The organism is Micromonospora sp. GCM10011542 (assembly GCF_042650685.1).
In the GTDB taxonomy this organism is placed as follows: Bacteria; Actinomycetota; Actinomycetes; order Mycobacteriales; family Micromonosporaceae; genus Micromonospora.
Map to the genome: position 1 here is coordinate 383,160 of NZ_JBHSBO010000058.1, position 16,570 is coordinate 399,729.

A 16,570-nucleotide genomic window follows, 5' to 3' on the forward strand; every position below is an offset into this window, starting at 1 on the left:
AAACGGGCTTTTGCTGACAGCTCGGCCGCCAGGGTTCGAACCTGAAATACGGGTACCAAAGACCCGGGTGTTGCCAATTACACCACGGCCGAAAGTTTCACAACAGCTTAGCGCCTCGCACCGCGGGCGCCCCACCCTTATGTGATCACCCGGCGTGGCTCGACGCGACCAGCACCCCTCCCGCGACGGTCGGAACGCGGCTCGGCGGCTGCACCGGGCCACCGCTCCCGCCGCCAGCGACGGGGGAAGAAGCGCAGGTCAGCATGCCTTTCGGAGGGCCATTCAAAACTTCCCCGTGCGATCTACGGTCCCGTAAGTTACGGTGACGTAGGCGTAGCTTCGTGATCGTTTCCGTCCCCTCTGCGAGGTGCCATGTCCACCGCTCTGCTGGAACCCAACGCCGCCGGCCCCGGCCCGAAACCGCTCACCGACGGCACCCAGTCCCCCGGGATCCTGGCCGCCCTCTGGGCCTTCGTGGTGATCCCCTTCGTGGCCCTGCTGGTCGCCGTACCGATGGCCTGGGGTGGCTGGCTGGGCTGGACCGACGTGGTCATCGGGCTGGTCTTCTACGTGGTCTCGGGGCTGGGCATCACGGTCGGCTTCCACCGCTACTTCACGCACGGCTCGTTCAAGGCCAAGCGGTGGCTGCGGGTCGCGCTGGCCGTCTCGGGTTCCCTCGCCGTGCAGGGCGACATCATCCAGTGGGTGGCCGACCACCGGCGTCACCACGCCTTCTCCGACCTGGAGGGTGACCCGCACTCGCCGTGGCGCTTCGGCACCAGCCTCTGGGCGCTGACTCGGGGCCTGTTCCACGCCCACGTGGGTTGGTTGTTCCGGCGCGAGCTGTCCAACCGGCAGCGGTTCGCCCCGGATCTGCTCGCCGACCGCGACATCAACCGGGTGGACAAGCTCTTCCCGGTGCTGGTGTCCGTCTCACTGCTCGGCCCGGCCCTGATCGGCGGCCTGGTGACCTGGTCCTGGCAGGGCGCGCTGACCGCGTTCTTCTGGGCCGGCCTGGTCCGGATCGGCCTGCTGCACCATGTCACCTGGGCGATCAACTCGGTCTGCCACGTCTACGGCGAGCGACCGTTCGCCATGCGTCAGGGCGACCGGGCGTCGAACTTCTGGCCGCTGGCGATCCTGTCGTTCGGCGAGAGCTGGCACAACCTGCACCACGCCGACCCGACCAGCGCCCGGCACGGCGTGCTGCGCGGCCAGGTCGACATCTCGGCCCGGGTGATCTGGCTGTTCGAGAAGACGGGCGCGGCGTCGCAGGTGCGCTGGCCGAAGCCCGAGCGTCTGGCGGCGAAGCTGGTGAAGCCGGTCGCACCCCGGTAAAACCGGGCAGTGGTCCGCGAGGTCGCCTGGCAGGATGGCCGGGTGACCGAGCTAAGCGGGGCAACCGTCGGACGGCACGGCGAACGAGGGGCCGGGCCCGACCCGGGTACCGTCGGACGGCCCGGCGGGGCGGTCACACCGCCGGCCAGTGAGGCGACCACGTGAACGCGCACAGCGGAGGCACGATCCCACGGCAGGGCGTCACCGAGCGCCAGCGAGGCGGCGACATGGCCGAGGTCAGCGATGGTGGCGGTCGACGGCGGGCGGTGCCCGCACCGGCCGCCAAGCCCACGTCCCGGGTACGGATGTCGGCGGCGCAGCGGCGGGAGCAGCTCATCGCGATCGGCCGGCAACTCTTCGCCGAGCGTGGTTTCGACGCCACCTCCATCGAGGAGGTGGCGGCCCGGGCCAAGGTCTCCAAGCCGGTGGTGTACGAGCACTTCGGCGGCAAGGAGGGCCTGTACGCGGTGGTGGTGGACCGCGAGGTCCGGGCGCTGCTGGACCGGATCACCACGGCGTTGACCGCAGGGCATCCCCGGGAGCTCCTGGAGCAGGCGGCGATGGCCCTGCTCGGCTACATCGAGGAGGAGACCAGCGGCTTCCGGGTGCTGGTCCGCGAGTCGCCGCTGATGTCGGCGACGGGCAACTTCAGCAGCGTGATGAACGACGTGGCGCACCAGGTCGAGCACATCCTGGGCGCCGAGTTCAAGAGCCGGGGGTACGACCCCAAGCTGGCCGAGCTGTACTCGCAGGCGCTGGTGGGCATGGTGGCGCTGACCGGCCGCTGGTGGCTCGAGGTACGCAAGCCGCGCAAGGAGACGGTCGCCGCGCACCTGGTCAACCTGGCCTGGAACGGGCTGTCGCACCTGGAGGCGAAGCCGACCTTGATCACCTCCCGCCGACACTGAGCCGGCCGCCGCGGGCCGGCACCGGCGGGCTCAGCGGCTGTGTACCTCGGAGATCGGGTGGTGGCGATTGCGGCGTTCCTCGGCGGCGAGTTCCGCGCTACCGACCTTGTCGTAGAGGCCGGTGCCGAGCAGGATCAGCCCGAAGACCATCGACACGAGGACCGTCGACATCGAGAAGTTGAGGAAGTTCGCCTCGGTCTGCAGCACCGACATCATGATGATGCTCGTCACGAGGAACACCACCCCGGCGGTCAGGTTCATGTAGTGACCGAGGTTGCTCCGCCGGGAGGCGCCGATGATCAGGACGATGCCGAAGACCACCGAGGCCAGCGAGAAGGCCAGGTTGGTCCGCAGCCCGAGGGCCCAGTGGCTGCCGCGGTTGAAGAGCGGGTCCCCGAACGTCTCGGCGACGCCCCAGACGCCGAAGACCAGGATGTAGAGCCCGATCAGCCCGGCGAGGACCCGGTAGAGCGGCCGAGCCGGATGGTTCACGGGAAAGTGCGGCATGCCCTGATCCCTCCGCCCGATTGTCCGGTCGGAAGGAATTGTCACCCGGATCAACCGGACATGTCAGGCGAACCCCAAAGCCGGCCGGGGTCCGCCCACGGGCTGGACCAGCACGGGTTTTCGCCGGAGCAGCTCGGGCTCCGGCGAAAACCCGTAAGCGAGAGGAACGGAAGGATCAGAGGACCAGGCGAGCCTTCTGCCAGGCCTCCGACTCCTCCTCCGAGCCGACCTTGCCGTACATGCCGACCATCAGCAGCACCAGGGCGACCACCATCACGACGATCACCGTGGTGATGCTGAAGTTGAAGATGTTGGCGTCGGTCCGGATGAACGCCAGCCCGGCCAGGCTGACCACCATCAGGACGTACGCGAGCCACTGGTTGATCGCCACGTCGATGTTGCGGCCGAGCGCGGTGCCAGCCAGCACGACGAGCCCGAGCAGCACGCAGAGCAGCGAGAAGCCGAGGTTGGTGCCCTGGCCGAAGACCCGGGTGTCGTCCTGCGCGAGGACCTCGTTGCCGGCGCTCGCGATGATGCCGAGCACACCGAAGACCACCAGGTACAGACCGGTCAGCCCGCCGATCGCCCGGTAGATCGGCCGCGCGGGGTGGTTGACGGGGGTGTGGGCCATCTGAGTCTCCAACGCCGTGGGGTGAGGTGTCGCCGACGATTGTCCCGCATGTGGCGGTGTGACGCCGCACACGGGGCCCCGGGGCGGACGCCACGCGTCGCTCAGCCCTCGGGGAGGTCCTCCGCCAGGGCCAGCCAGGTCTCCTCGATCCGCTCCCGCTCGGCGCGCAGGTCCTTGAGCTGGGTGTCCAGCTCGGCGACCCGGGCGTAGTCGGTGGCGTTGGCGGCGAGCTGGTCGAGCAGGGCCTTCTCCTGCTGGTCGGACTTGCTGAGCTGGCGCTCCAGCCGCGACAGCTCCTTGCGGGCCTGGCGTGCCTCGGCGGCGGACATGCCGCTCGCCGTCGGGGTGGCCGGTCCGGCGGCCGGCGTGGCGCCGGACGGGGTCGGCCCGCCGCGCTCGGCGGCCCGGGCGAGGTACTCGTCGACGCCGCCGGGCAGGTGCACCAGCCGCCCGTCGCCGAACATCCCGTACGCCGATTCGGTGACCCGTTCGATCAGGTAGCGGTCGTGGCTGGCCACGATGATCGTGCCCGGCCAGGAGTCGAGCAGGTCCTCCAGGGAGGCGAGGGTGTCGGTGTCCAGGTCGTTGGTGGGTTCGTCGAAGAGGAGCACGTTGGGTTCCCCGGCGAGCAGCCGCAGCATCTGCAGCCGGCGGCGCTCGCCGCCGGAGAGGTCGCTGACCGGCGTCCAGAGCCGCCGGTCGTCGAAGCCGAAGACCTCGGCGAGCTGGGCGGCGGAGACCTCCCGGTCACCGAGCTGCACCCGGCGGGCCACCTCCTCGACGGCTTCCAGCACGCGCAGGTGACCGGGCAGCTCGGCGAGTTCCTGGGAGAGGAAGGCCGGCCGCACGGTGGAGCCGGTGACGAGGCGACCGCCGTCGGGGCGGTTGACGCCGGCGAGCATCCGCAGCAGGGTGGTCTTGCCGGCGCCGTTGGCGCCGAGGATGGCGATCCGGTCGCCGGGGCCGACCTGCCAGGTGAGGTCGCGCAGGATCTCCTTGGGGCCGGCGTGCAGGTCGACGTGCTCCAGGTCGTACACCTGCTTGCCGAGCCGGGAGGTGGCCATCCGTTGCAGGGACATGGTGTCGCGCACGGGCGGCACGTCGGCGATCAGCGCGTTGGCCGCGTCGATGCGGAACTGGGGCTTGGAGGTACGGGCGGGCGGGCCACGGCGCAGCCAGGCGATCTCCTTGCGGAGCAGGTTCTGCCGGCGGGCCTCGGTGGCGGCGGCGACCCGCTCGCGCTCGGCACGGGCCAGGGTCCACGCGGCGAAGCCGCCCTCGTACGCGCGGACGACCTGGTCGGCGACCTCCCAGGTGGTGGTGCAGACGGCGTCGAGGAACCACCGGTCGTGGGTGACCACGACCAGGGCACCCCGGCGGGCGACCAGGTGGCGGGCCAGCCAGTCGACGCCGCCGACGTCCAGGTGGTTGGTGGGCTCGTCGAGGATGAGCAGGTCGGATTCGCGCACCAGCAGCGCGGCGAGGGCCACCCGGCGCCGCTCACCACCGGACATCGGGCCGACCGGCTGGTCCAGGCCGAGGTAGGGCATACCGAGGCCGTCGAGGATGGCGCGGACGCCGGCGTCGCCGGCCCACTCGTGCTCGGCGCCCATGCTCTGGTCCAGCCAGGCGGTGCCGAGCACCACGTCCCGGACGGTGGCGTCGGGGGCGAGCTGGAGCGTCTGGGGCAGCCAGGCCACCCGCAGGTCGCGGCGGTGGGTGACCCGGCCGTCGTCGGGCCCCTCCTGCTTGGTGAGCAGGCGCAGCAGGGTCGACTTGCCGGCGCCGTTGAGGCCGACCACGCCGATCCGGTCGGCGTCGTCGAGCCCGAGGGAGACGTCGGTGAGCAGCGGCCCGGCTGCGCCGTACCCCTTGGACACCCGGTCCAGGTTGACGATGTTGGCCACGCTCCCACCCTCCATGATCAAGGCGTCCGGGTGCCGGCGGGCACCTGGACGCCTGACCCAAGGGTACGCGGACCCTCCGGCCACCCGCGCCGCGCGCCCGCACGGCCCCCGACGGCGACTCGGCCGTGCGCGGTGGATCTTGGGCGGTCAGACGATCCGGGCGCCGGCGACCGGGCCGTGCGCGAGCCGGGCCTCCCGGCACACCCCGGCGGCGGTCAGCTCGGCGGCGATCCGGTAAGCCTCGGCGGCGTCGGTGGTGAGGAAGACACAGGTGGGGCCGGAGCCGGAGACGATGCCGGCGAGCGCGCCGGCCGCCTCGCCGGCCTTGAGGGTGTCGGCCAGGGCGGGGCGCATGGCGAGCGCGGCGTCCTGGAGGTCGTTGCCGAGCGTGGCGGCCAACACCCGGGGGTCGCGCTGACGCAGCGCGCCCAGCAGCGCGTCGGTGCTGCCCAGCGGGGCGCCCGCGGCGTCGGCCTCGCGCAGCCGGTCCAGCTCACGGTAGGCGGCCGGCGTGGACAGACCGCCGTCGGCGATCGCCACCACCCAGTGCCAGGACGTGGGGCGGGCCAGCACCGGGCTGACCGCCTCGCCGCGACCGGTGCCCAGCGCGGTGCCGCCGTGGATCAGGAACGGCACGTCGGAGCCGAGGTCGGCGGCGATGCCGCCCAACTCGTCGCGGGACAGCCCGGTGCCCCAGAGCGCGTCACAGGCGACCAGGGTCGCGGCCGCGTCGGCGCTGCCGCCGGCCAGCCCACCGGCGAGCGGGATCTGCTTGCGCAGGTGCAGCCGGGCGTGCGGGAGCACCCCGGCGTAGCCGGCGAGGGCGTGCGCGGCGCGGATGACCAGGTTGGTGTCGTCCAGGGCCAGCTCGCCGGTGCCCTCGCCCTCCATGGTCAGGGTGAGCGTGTCACCGCGGCGGGCGGTCAGCTCGTCGTGGATGGAGATGGCGTGGTAGACGGTGTTCAGCTCGTGGTAGCCGTCGCGGCGCAGCGGGCCCACCCCGAGGTGCAGGTTGACCTTGGCGGGCACCCGGACCTTGACCGGCCCGCTGGCCGCCCGCCGCTCGTCCTCGTCGTCTCCGCGCCAGGCCTCGGTCACGGGGTGATGTCCCGAACGTGCAGGCGGATGTCGAACGGCTTGGTCACGGTCAGCTCCTCGGCGGAGTCGGCGGCCAGCTCGTACCGGCCGTCGACCAGGTCGTACGCGTACACGTGCAGCGGATCCGGCTCGATCCGCCAGTAGTGCCGAATGGCGGGCACGGCGCCAGCCTACTGGGCGGCCGGCGCGGGGGCCGGGGCCGACGCGGCGATGGCGGCGAACTGCTCGACGGTGAGTGACTCGCCCCGGGCGCCGGGGTCGACGCCGGCGGCGGTGAGCGCGGCGGCGGCCCGGTCCGCGCCGCCGGCCCAGCCCGCGAGCGCGGCGCGCAGGGTCTTGCGGCGCTGCGCGAACGCCGCGTCCACCACGGCGAAGACCCGTTCCCGGGGTACGTCGGTGCGGGGCGGCTCCCGGCGGGTGAAGGCGACCAGGCCGGAGTCGACGTTGGGCACCGGCCAGAACACGTTCGGCGGCACCCGGCCGGCGGCCCGGGAGCGGGCGTACCAGGCGAGCTTGACCGACGGGATGCCGTACACCTTGGAGCCGGGGCCGGCGACCAACCGGTCGGCGACCTCCTTCTGCACCATCACCAGCCCCTGCCGCAGGGTGGGCAGCTCGGCGAGCAGGTGCAGCACGACCGGCACGGCGACGTTGTACGGCAGGTTCGCCACCAGCGCGGTGGGCGCCGGGTCGGCCAGTTCGGCGGCCCGGATGCGCAGCGCGTCGGCGCGGTGCACGGTGAGCCGGGCGGCGTCCGGCCCGGCGTGCCGGGCGGCGGTCTCCGGAAGGGCACCGGCGAGCACCGGGTCGATCTCCACGGCGTGCACGTGGCCGACGACCGGCAGCAGGGCCAGGGTGAGCGAGCCCAGCCCGGGGCCGACCTCCAGCGCCACGTCGTCCGGGGCCAGCCCGGCGGTGGTGACGATGCGCCGGACGGTGTTCGGGTCGTGCACGAAGTTCTGGCCGAGCTTCTTGGTGGGCGCAACGCCCAACCGGGCGGCCAGCTCCCGGATCTCCGCCGGGCCGAGGAGACCGGTCATGCGGAGGAGCGTATGCGCCGCCGCCCGCCGCCGGTTAGCAAGGGGCCCCTGTACAACGCCAGGCGATAAGAAGGGGCCCCTCCTTTCACCACGGGCCGAAGACCCGGTCGCCGGTGGCGGAGATGGCGGCGCACAGCTCCTCCAGGTCGGTGCCGGTGGTGGCGGCCAGCGCGCGCACCGTCAGCGGGATCAGGTACGAGGCGTTCGGCCGGCCCCGGTGCGGCGTCGGGGTGAGGTACGGGGCGTCCGTCTCCACCAGCAGCTGGTCGACCGGGGTGAGCGCGGCGGCCTCGCGCAGCGCGGCGGCGCTGGCGAAGGTGACCGTGCCGGCGAAGCTGAGCAGGTAGCCCCGGCGGACGCACTCGGCGGCGAAGGCGGCGTCGCCCGAGAAGCAGTGCAGCACCACGGTGTCCGGGGCGCCCTCGTCGTCGAGGACGCGCAGCACGTCCGCGTGCGCTTCCCGGTCGTGGATCACCAGCGCCTTGCCGTACCGCTTGGCGATGGCGATGTGCGCCCGGAAACTCTCCTCCTGGGCGGCGCGGCCCTCGTCGCCGGTACGGAAGAAGTCCATCCCCGTCTCACCGACGCCCCGGACCCGGTCGCGGGCGGCGAGGGCCTCGATCTCGCGCAGCGCCTCGTCGAGGTCGGCCAGCCGGGGCGCCTCGTTGGGGTGCAGGGCCACGGTGGCCAGCACGGCGGAATGACGGTCGGCGGTGTCCGCGCCCCAGCGGGACGAGGCGACGTCCACGCCGACCTGCACCAGCCGGTCGACGCCGACCCCGGTGGCCAGTGCGATCGCCGTGGCGATCGGGTCGTCCGCCGACCCGCCACCGGGCACGCCGGCCTCGCTGACGGTGATGTCCAGGTGGGTGTGGCTGTCCAGCACCGGCCGGGGCAGCGGCTCGGGGGCGGGCGGGAACTCTCCGGCCCGCCGGGCGGCACGCTCGCGGCGGGTCTCAGTCGACTCGGTCATCGTCGACAGCATCACACACCGGCCGCGTCCATCCGGCCGCCACCCGACGTTCACCTCGGCTACGCCGGGCGACTCTACGGTCACGGCGTGAGCGAGCGAACCATCGGGCACGGCAGCGTGGCGTCTCGCGCCGGCGCGCAGCGAAGCGGAGCGGCGGCGTGAGTGTCACGCCGCAGGCGAGCGGCGCCGCCAGCGAGCGGACCGGGCTGCGGGTGGCGTACGGCGGCGCCGTCTACCCGGCCGAGGATATCGCCCGCGGTGCCGCGTACGAGTTGTTCAGCGCGGACGAGGTGCCCGGTTTCGAGTGGGCGCCCCGGCCGGGCAGCGCACTGCCGTGGCATCGGTTCGTGCACGTCACCGAGGTGACGGCGGTGCACGGCGCGACGGAGCCGGCCGAGGAGCCGGAGGCGCCGCTGATGGTGCCGGTGCACCGGGAGCGGGGCTGGGCGCAGCTGCACCAGCTCAGCCAGCAGCCGGACGCGGCGGGTGACCCGTTGCTGGCCGCCGCCCGCGCCTCTGCGGCGGTGCGGCGGGGCACGCGGATGGTGAAGGTGCTCTCCGCGCGGCAGCTCGCCGGGTACGTGCGGGGCTGGCTGCCGCACGGCTTCTGCTACCGCGAGCACGACGTGGCGCACCTGCGTACGCCCGCGGCGACCGCGCTGCTGCGTACCGACGGCGAGGTGGACCGGGACAGCCTGGAGGTGGCGTACGCGCTGCGCTGGCGGGCCGCCGACCCGGGCGACTACGACGTGCCGGTGGGTGCGGAGCACCGCGGGCTGACCGCGCTGGCGCCCCGGGACCGGCTGGGTCCGCCCGTGTTGGGCACCGGTTTCGTGCCGAGCAACGGTCAACTCATTCCGGAGTTCGTCACCCGGGACTTCGCGGACCTGCCGATGCCGGCGAACGCCGCCCTGATCGCCTACCCGGCGGAGGGCGTGGAGGTGGTGCTCTACACCTATCAGGCCGAGCAGCGCGGTTGGCTGCGGATGGTCGGCCCGCAGTGGCGGCACCTGCTGGCCGCGGCGCCGGGCCTCTCCCCCGACCAGGAGTACGTGCCGACCGGGGAGGCGCCGCGCTCGACCCAGCTGGTCGGCATCCACGGCGACGGTGAGTACGAGGCGGTGGCCGACCTGCCCGGCGGGTTCCGGGTGCTGGCGATGACCCGGGCGGCCCGCTACCCGGTGCAGGCGGTGGCCCGGCGGGTGCGGTTCGCGCGGTGGCGGGGCGTGCCGTGCGTGGTGCTGCGGGAGGAAGCCGGCTGGTTGCGGCTGCGGTTGCGGCACCCGGATCCGGACGCGGTGGCCGTCACCGGGGCGCAGTGCCACGACCGCGGCGTCTACGAGACCTGGGCGCCGGGCGCCGAGGTGACCGACGACCAGGTGCTGGACAGCCGGTACGTGCTGTGACGCGGGTCGGTCCCAGATCTCTCCTGGCGGGGCCGGTCAGCCCAGACCGGCGCGCGGGCGGCATATCGCCGGGTGACGTGGGAAAGCGCGGAGCGGCCAACTTCCCACGATCAGGAGATCCACATGCCCTTCATCACCGTGGGGACGGAGAACTCCGCGCCCATCGACCTGTACTACGAGGACCACGGGTCCGGTCAGCCGGTCGTGCTGATCCACGGCTTCCCGTACAACGGGGCGACGTGGGAGAAGCAGGTACACGTGCTGCTCAACGCCGGATACCGAACGATCACCTACGACCGGCGCGGCTTCGGCAACTCCGCCCAACCGGCGTTCGGCTACGACTACAACACCTTCACCGCCGATCTCGACGTGCTGATGAGCGAGTTCGACCTGCACGACGTGATCCTGGTGGGCCACTCGATGGGCACCGGCGAGGTCACCCGCTACCTCGGCCAGTACGGCTCCCAGCGGGTCAGCAAGGCCGTCCTGCTCAGCCCTCTCGCGCCGTTCCTGCTGAAGACCAAGGACAACCCGGAGGGCGTGGACAAGAGCATCTTCGACGGCATCCAGCAGAACATCATCAAGGACCGGTTCGCGTACCTGACGTCGTTCTGCAACGACTTCTTCAACCCGGACCAGAACATGGGCAAACGGGTGAGCGAGGAGGCGTACCGGGCGCACTGGCAGATCGGCGCGATGGCCTCCGGCAAGGCCACCCACGACGCGGTGAACTCCTGGCTCGAGGACTTCCGGGGTGACCTGCCGAACATCGACGTCCCGCTGTTGATCATGCAGGGCGACCAGGACCGGGTGTTGCCGCCGCCGTCGACCGGCGTCCGGTTGGGCCCGCTGCTGCCGAGCGCCAACTGGATCTACATGCAGGGTGCCCCGCACGGCATCCCGTGGACGCATGCCGACGAGGTGAACAAGGCGATCATGGACTTCATCCGTCAGCCGGCCATGGCCGGCCGCTGACTCGCCGCCGGCCGGTCGGCGGGGTGCGGCGCGGCCCCGGGGGTTCCCCGGGGCCGCGCCGGCGTCCGTCGCGTGCCTAGCCGGCCAGCCGGGCCAGTTCCTCGTCGACGATCGACGGGTCGAGCTTGCGAAACACCGGCTTCGGCGCGGCGAGCGGCCGGCCCACCTCCAGCGGCACCGACTCCCAGCGCGCGCCGACGGTGTAGTCCCCGGTCAGCACCGGGTACGCCGGCCCGCCGTCGAGGTCGTCCACCTGCTCGATGACCGGCATCGGAGCGTGCACGCCGGTGCCGCCGAGCAGCTCGTGCACCTTCTGCGCGGAGTGCGGCAGGAACGGGGTGAGCAGCGTGTTGGCGTCGCTGACCACCTGCAGGGCGACGTGCAGGATGGTGCCCATCCGCGGCTTGTCGGCCTCGTCCTTGAGCTTCCACGGCGCCTGGTCGGACAGGTACCGGTTGGCCTCGGCGACGACCTTCATCGCCTCGCCGATCGCCTGCTTCTGCCGGTGCCGGCCGATCAGGTCACCCACCGTGGCGAAGCCGGCCCGGGCCACCGCGAGCAGCGCCTCGTCGGCCTCGGTGAGCCCCGCCGGGTCGATCGGCGGAATCGCGCCGAAGTTCTTGGCCGCCATCGAGACCGACCGGTTGACCAGGTTGCCCCAACCGGCGACCAGCTCGTCGTTGTTGCGGCGGAGGAACTCGGCCCAGGTGAAGTCGGTGTCGTTGCTCTCCGGGCCGGCGGCGGCGATGAAGTAGCGCAGCGCGTCGGCGTCGTAGCGCTCCAGGAAGTCCCGGACGTAGATGACCACCTTGCGGGACGAGGAGAACTTGCGTCCCTCCATGGTCAGGTACTCGCTGGAGACCACCTCGGTGGGCAGGTTGAGCCGACCCAGGTCGCCCGGCTCGCCATCCCGCGAGCCCGCACCGGAGTAGCCGGAGAGCAGCGCCGGCCAGATCACCGAGTGGAAGACGATGTTGTCCTTGCCCATGAAGTAGTAGGCGAGGGCGTCCTTGCCCTCGGTGTCGGCGGACCACCAGCGCCGCCACGCCTCGGGGTCGCCGGAGCGGCGGGCCCACTCGATCGAGGCCGACAGGTAGCCGATCACCGCGTCGAACCAGACGTAGATCCGCTTGTCCGACCGGTCCCGCCAGCCGTCCAGCGGAATCGGCACGCCCCACTCCAGGTCCCGGGTGATCGCCCGGGGCTGGAGGTCGTCGAGCAGGTTCCGGGAGAACCGCAGCACGTTGGGCCGCCAGCCCTCCCGGGTGTCCAGCCACTGCCGCAGCACGTCGGCCAGGGCCGGCAGGTCGAGGAAGAAGTGCTCGGTCTCGACGAACTTCGGGGTCTCCCCGTTGATCCGCGACTTCGGGTTGATCAGGTCGATCGGGTCGAGCTGGTTGCCGCAGTTGTCGCACTGGTCGCCGCGGGCGCTGTCGTACCCGCAGATCGGGCAGGTGCCCTCGATGTAGCGGTCGGGCAGGGTACGACCGGTGGACGGCGAGATGGCGCCCATGGTCGTCTTCGGGACGATGTAGCCGTTGCGGTACATCCCCTCGAACAACTCCTGCACCACGGCGTAGTGGTTGCGGGTGGTGGTGCGGGTGAAGAGGTCGTAGGAGAGCCCCAGGCCGTGCAGGTCCTCGACGATCACCCGGTTGTACCGGTCGGCCAGCTCCCGGGGGGTGACCCCGTCGGCGTCGGCCTGCACCTGGATCGGGGTGCCGTGCTCGTCGGTGCCGGAGACCATGAGCACGTCGTGGCCAGCCATCCGCATGTACCGGGCGAAGACGTCGGAGGGAACGCCGAAACCGGAGACGTGGCCGATGTGGCGTGGGCCGTTGGCGTACGGCCAGGCCACTGCCGCGAGAACGTGACTCATGAGCAGCAAGCCTACTGACCTGCCTCGGGCGACCGCGAACCAATGGGGGTGCCGGGCCGGCGGACCGGCCCGACCACCTCGCCCATTGGTCCGATTTGTCGCCGACACGCGGCCCGGCTGCCCGCTCCGCCCCCGGCACCGGTGTGCAATGAGCGTCGTGACTGGCAGAGGAGCGGCCCGGGACCACGACGACCGTCCCACCGGGCCGGCGGCCGGCGACGACGCCGGCCCGGCCCCGGGTGGCCCCCGGGGCGGGGCGGTGGCGCCACAGCCCCGGCCGGTGCCCGGCACCGACCCGATGCGGGACGGCTCGACCCGGCCGTCACCCACTCCGACCCGTGCGGCCCCGCCGGCCGCGGCGCAGGACGCCACGACGCAGGCCGGTTCCGTGGTGGAGGTGGAGACGACCACCGGCGCACCGGTGGACGCGCTGCCCCGCCGGGTGCCGGTCCGGCAGCAGAACCGCCGGCACCGTCGCGGCCGAGCCCCGGACGGGGGTACCCCCGGGGACGACGCGGGCTCCTGGGCACCGATCGAGGAGGTGCACTGGGACGGCACCCCGGTCCGGGAGGAGACACCGCAGGAGCGGGACCGGACCGCCGACCAGCAGGCGCGGCGCCGGCCGGCCCGGCCCACCCATCCGCCGGACCCGCTGCCCGGGCTCGCCGCGCTGCTGGTGCTGAGCCTGGTCGCGTCGTTCTTCGCCTGGGTGAGCGCCGGCCCGTTCTGGCTGGCCGTCGGGCACGCCCGGACCGGCACGGTGGTGATCGACGACTGCACCGGCGGCGGGCTCACCCAGCGGTGCCGGGGCATCTTCGCCGCCGACGACGGACGGTTCCTGGCGCACGGGGTACGGGTCAGCGGGGTGCCCGCCGGGCGCGACGCGCCCGGCACGGCGTTGCCGGCCCGGATGACCGGCCCGGACGGCGGCACCGCGTACGCCGACACCGGCGTCGGCCGGCACCTGCGCTGGCTGCCCGGCCTGCTGGTGGTGCTGGGCTGCGCTTTCGGCATCGCCCGGTGGACGGGCGCGACCCGGCTGGCCGGCCGGCGGAACCGCCGCTGGGCGGTGACCGCCGCCCTCGCCGGGCCGGCCCTGATCACTCTCGGCTTTCTCGCCGCCGCCTGGTGACCCGCCGACGGATCGGGTGCGGCCTCAGGCGTGGACGATCGTGTAGACGTCCCGGCGCCGCATGGCGTACTCGGTGGCCACGTCACTGATCGCGTCGCGGCGCGACCGGCCGGCCGCCTCCCGCTCGGCGACGGCGGCCCGCAGGGTGTCGTCGTCGGGGCGCTCCGGCGCGCTCGTCGGGGCACCGGCCACCACCAGGGTGATCTCCCCGCGCGGCTCCCCCTCGGCGGCCCAGCGGGCCAGCTCGCCGAGGGGCCGGCGGAGCACCTCCTCGTAGGTCTTGGTCAGTTCCCGGCAGAGCGCTGCCGGGCGGTCCGGCCCGAACGCGCCGGCCAGGTCGGTGAGCGCCGCGCCGATCCGGTGCGGCGCCTCGAAGAAGATCAGGGTGCGCTCCTCGGCGGCGAGCGCGCGCAGCCGGGACCGCCGGGCGCCGGGAGTGCGGGGCAGGAACCCCTCGAAGCAGAACCGGTCGGAGGGCAGCCCGGAGACGGCCAACGCCGTGGTCACGGCGCTCGGCCCGGGAGCGACGGTGATCGGCACCCCGACCTCCAGTGCCGCCCGCACCAGTCGGTAGCCGGGGTCGGACACGCTCGGCATTCCCCCGTCGGTGACGAGCGCGACCGTGTAACCGCCGAGCAGCACCTCGACCAGCTCGGGGGTCCGCCGCTCCTCGTTGCCCTCGAAGTACGAGACGATCCGCCCACCGACGGTGACGTCGAGGTCCCGGGCCAGCCGGGTGAGCCGCCGGGTGTCCTCGGCGGCCACCACGTCGGCGCTCGCCAGCACCTCCCGGAACCGGGCCGAGGCGTCGGCGGGGTTGCCGAGCGGGGCGCCGAGCAGGATCAGGCGGCCGGCCTCGGACATTTCACCCACGAGATGGTCTCCTTCATCGACAGGGCGTACCGCTATTGGGGACGACGGGCGCCACCGGGCACCTTCGCAGCCTACGATCGCCGGGTGACGAGTGCGTCGACAGCACACAGCGCGAGCGCCGACCCCGCCGATTCGATCGAGGTGACGGCGGGCGACCACCGCTCCGACCCGGGGCCGGTGCCGGCCCCCGCCGACGGTTCGGGGGTGGCCGGGGTGGTCCGTCGGCGGCTCAGCACCGTCGACGCCCGGCTCGACCGGAACTCCTGGCTCGCCACCGCCGTGGTGGTGGCGATCGCGGCGATCCTGCGCTTCGTCGGCCTGTCCGGCCCCAAGGGCAAGATCTTCGACGAGACCTACTACGCCAAGGACGCGTGGGGGTTGGTCGACCGCGGCGTCGAGTGGAACTACAAGGACAACGGCCCGTCGTACGTGGTGCACCCGCCGCTGGGCAAGTGGTTGATCGGCCTCGGGGAGTGGGCCTTCGGCTACCAGGACGCGGAGTCGAAGATCTCCGTACCCGGGCACCTGATGACCACCGCGCCGGAGTTCGGTTGGCGGTTCTCCGCGGCGGTGGTCGGCACCCTCTCGGTGCTGCTGCTGGTCCGCATCGGTCGGCGGATGTTCCGCTCCACGGTGCTGGGCTGCGCGGCCGGCCTGCTGCTCGCCCTGGACGGCTTCCACCTGGTGCTCTCCCGCACGGCGCTGCTCGACATCTTCCTGCTCTTCTTCGTGCTGGCCGCGTTCGGCGCGCTGGTGCTGGACCGGGACGCCCGGCGCCGCCGCTGGGCGCGGGCGCTGGACGCCGGCCTCGATCCGACCCGACCCGGTCCGGCCGGTCGACCACCCACCGGCTGGCGCACCTGGCCGTGGTGGCGGCTGGCCGCCGGGGTGCTGCTCGGCTGCGCCTGCGCGGTGAAGTGGAGTGCCCTCTACTTCCTGCCGGCCTTCGCGCTGCTGGTGCTCTTCTGGGAGGTCGGCGTCCGCCGCTCGGCCGGGGTCCGCCGACCGTGGCGGGACGCCCTGCTCGACGAGCTGCCCTGGCTGGTGCTGGCCGGCGCGCTGATGGTGCTCACCTACGTCGCCACCTGGTCCGGCTGGCTGCTCAGCGACGACGGTTACTACCGGCTCGCGTCGACCTACCCGAACGCGCCGCTGAGTGACGCCCCGGTGGTCGGTCCGCTGATCAACCTGTTCGAGTACCACCGGGCGGCGTACGGGTTCCACACCGGGCTGGACGACCCGCACAAGTACCAGTCGTGGCCGTGGCAGTGGCTGCTGCTCGGCCGACCGGTGGCGTTCTACTGGTCCGGCGCGGGCTCCTGCGGCGCGCCGAGCTGCGCCTCGGAGATCCTGCTGCTGGGCACGCCGCTGCTCTGGTGGTCGTTCCTGCCCGCCCTGGTGGCGCTGGCCTGGCTGGGCGCGGCCCGACGGGACTGGCGGGCCGGCGCGATCCTGCTCTGCGTGGCGGCCGGGCTGCTGCCCTGGTTCTGGTTCGCCCTCGACGGCCGGACGATGTTCTCGTTCTACGCCGCGCCGGCGCTGCCGTTCCTGGTGCTGGCCGTGGTGTACGTGCTGGGCGCGTTGATCGCTCCGGCCGGTGCGGACGTCGGCGAGGTGCGGGCGCTCACTCCCGGCGAGGCGGGCTACGAACGCCGCCTGGTGGGCAGCGTGGCGGCCGGGGCGTACGTGCTGCTGGTGGCGCTCTGCTTCGGGTACTTCTATCCGATCTTCGTGGGCCATCTGATGCCGTACGCGCAATGGTCGGCCCGGATGTGGCTGGACGGCCGCTGGATCTGACCGCGAACCGACGAGATCGGGCCCGCACGCCATGGCGTGCGGGCCCGATTCACATAGGTGCGCGCCCCGATCGCCTGCCACGGGGGAAGCGGGCGATTGGGGCGCG

At 72.9% G+C, this 16,570-nt stretch carries 15 protein-coding genes and 1 tRNA gene; 6 read left to right on the forward strand and 10 right to left on the reverse strand.

Annotated elements, in window-relative coordinates; all coding sequences use genetic code 11:
* Positions 1-20 precede the first annotated feature (20 nt).
* Positions 21-92: transfer RNA gene (locus ACFOW4_RS22500), tRNA-Gln, on the reverse strand.
* 280 nt (positions 93-372) lie between these two features.
* On the opposite strand from ACFOW4_RS22500, the gene ACFOW4_RS22505 reads away from it, so the two are divergent.
* Both ACFOW4_RS22505 and ACFOW4_RS22510 read left to right on the forward strand, forming a co-directional pair.
* Positions 373-1,338: an acyl-CoA desaturase gene (locus ACFOW4_RS22505; RefSeq protein WP_377530846.1), complete on the forward strand. Its 966-nt coding sequence runs from the start codon at positions 373-375 to the stop codon at positions 1,336-1,338.
* Between the two features lie 227 nt (positions 1,339-1,565).
* Positions 1,566-2,246, forward strand: a complete 681-nt coding sequence (locus tag ACFOW4_RS22510) for a TetR family transcriptional regulator (protein ID WP_377531705.1) — start codon at positions 1,566-1,568, stop codon at positions 2,244-2,246.
* 30 nt (positions 2,247-2,276) lie between these two features.
* Here ACFOW4_RS22510 and ACFOW4_RS22515 read toward each other — a convergent pair whose 3' ends face one another.
* The 7 genes from ACFOW4_RS22515 to ACFOW4_RS22545 form a co-directional block, all read right to left on the reverse strand.
* Positions 2,277-2,753, reverse strand: a complete 477-nt coding sequence (locus ACFOW4_RS22515) for a DUF4383 domain-containing protein (RefSeq protein WP_377530848.1) — start codon at positions 2,751-2,753, stop codon at positions 2,277-2,279.
* Between the two features lie 175 nt (positions 2,754-2,928).
* Positions 2,929-3,384 carry a DUF4383 domain-containing protein gene (locus ACFOW4_RS22520; protein WP_377530850.1) on the reverse strand — a complete coding sequence of 152 codons (456 nt, stop codon included), beginning with the start codon at positions 3,382-3,384 and terminating at the stop codon, positions 2,929-2,931.
* A 101-nt stretch (positions 3,385-3,485) separates the two neighbouring features.
* Complete coding sequence (locus ACFOW4_RS22525; protein WP_377530853.1) at positions 3,486-5,291, reverse strand: ABC-F family ATP-binding cassette domain-containing protein; 1,806 nt, start codon at positions 5,289-5,291, stop codon at positions 3,486-3,488.
* A gap of 147 nt (positions 5,292-5,438) precedes the next feature.
* On the reverse strand, positions 5,439-6,389 hold the full coding sequence (locus tag ACFOW4_RS22530; RefSeq protein WP_377530855.1) for a 4-(cytidine 5'-diphospho)-2-C-methyl-D-erythritol kinase: 951 nt from the start codon (positions 6,387-6,389) through the stop codon (positions 5,439-5,441).
* Positions 6,386-6,550 carry a hypothetical protein gene (locus tag ACFOW4_RS22535; protein ID WP_377530858.1) on the reverse strand — a complete coding sequence of 55 codons (165 nt, stop codon included), beginning with the start codon at positions 6,548-6,550 and terminating at the stop codon, positions 6,386-6,388. The genes ACFOW4_RS22530 and ACFOW4_RS22535 overlap by 4 nt, the downstream gene beginning before the upstream one ends.
* Positions 6,551-6,559: 9 nt before the next feature.
* Complete coding sequence (gene rsmA / locus ACFOW4_RS22540) at positions 6,560-7,429, reverse strand: 16S rRNA (adenine(1518)-N(6)/adenine(1519)-N(6))-dimethyltransferase RsmA (protein WP_377530860.1); 870 nt, start codon at positions 7,427-7,429, stop codon at positions 6,560-6,562.
* An 85-nt stretch (positions 7,430-7,514) separates the two neighbouring features.
* Positions 7,515-8,414 (reverse strand): TatD family hydrolase, encoded by a 900-nt coding sequence (locus tag ACFOW4_RS22545; protein ID WP_377530862.1) that lies wholly within the window; start codon positions 8,412-8,414, stop codon positions 7,515-7,517.
* Between the two features lie 146 nt (positions 8,415-8,560).
* Between ACFOW4_RS22545 and ACFOW4_RS22550 the strand changes: the two genes are divergently transcribed.
* On the forward strand, positions 8,561-9,808 hold the full coding sequence (locus tag ACFOW4_RS22550; protein WP_377530864.1) for a hypothetical protein: 1,248 nt from the start codon (positions 8,561-8,563) through the stop codon (positions 9,806-9,808).
* Between the two features lie 123 nt (positions 9,809-9,931).
* Positions 9,932-10,783, forward strand: a complete 852-nt coding sequence (locus ACFOW4_RS22555; protein WP_377530866.1) for an alpha/beta fold hydrolase — start codon at positions 9,932-9,934, stop codon at positions 10,781-10,783.
* A gap of 76 nt (positions 10,784-10,859) precedes the next feature.
* Here the strand turns inward: ACFOW4_RS22555 and metG are convergent, their stop codons facing one another.
* Entirely contained in the window at positions 10,860-12,662 is a 1,803-nt protein-coding gene (gene metG, locus ACFOW4_RS22560; protein ID WP_377530869.1) for a methionine--tRNA ligase, read from the reverse strand.
* Between the two features lie 148 nt (positions 12,663-12,810).
* Here metG and ACFOW4_RS22565 point away from each other — a divergent pair, with 148 nt between their 5' ends.
* Positions 12,811-13,794, forward strand: a complete 984-nt coding sequence (locus tag ACFOW4_RS22565; RefSeq protein ID WP_377530871.1) for a hypothetical protein — start codon at positions 12,811-12,813, stop codon at positions 13,792-13,794.
* 24 nt (positions 13,795-13,818) lie between these two features.
* Here ACFOW4_RS22565 and rsmI read toward each other — a convergent pair whose 3' ends face one another.
* A complete protein-coding gene (gene rsmI / locus ACFOW4_RS22570; RefSeq protein WP_377531706.1) occupies positions 13,819-14,658 on the reverse strand; it encodes a 16S rRNA (cytidine(1402)-2'-O)-methyltransferase in 840 nt (279 codons plus the stop codon).
* 93 nt (positions 14,659-14,751) lie between these two features.
* Between rsmI and ACFOW4_RS22575 the strand changes: the two genes are divergently transcribed.
* On the forward strand, positions 14,752-16,464 hold the full coding sequence (locus ACFOW4_RS22575; protein WP_377530874.1) for a dolichyl-phosphate-mannose--protein mannosyltransferase: 1,713 nt from the start codon (positions 14,752-14,754) through the stop codon (positions 16,462-16,464).
* Positions 16,465-16,570: the final 106 nt, after the last annotated feature.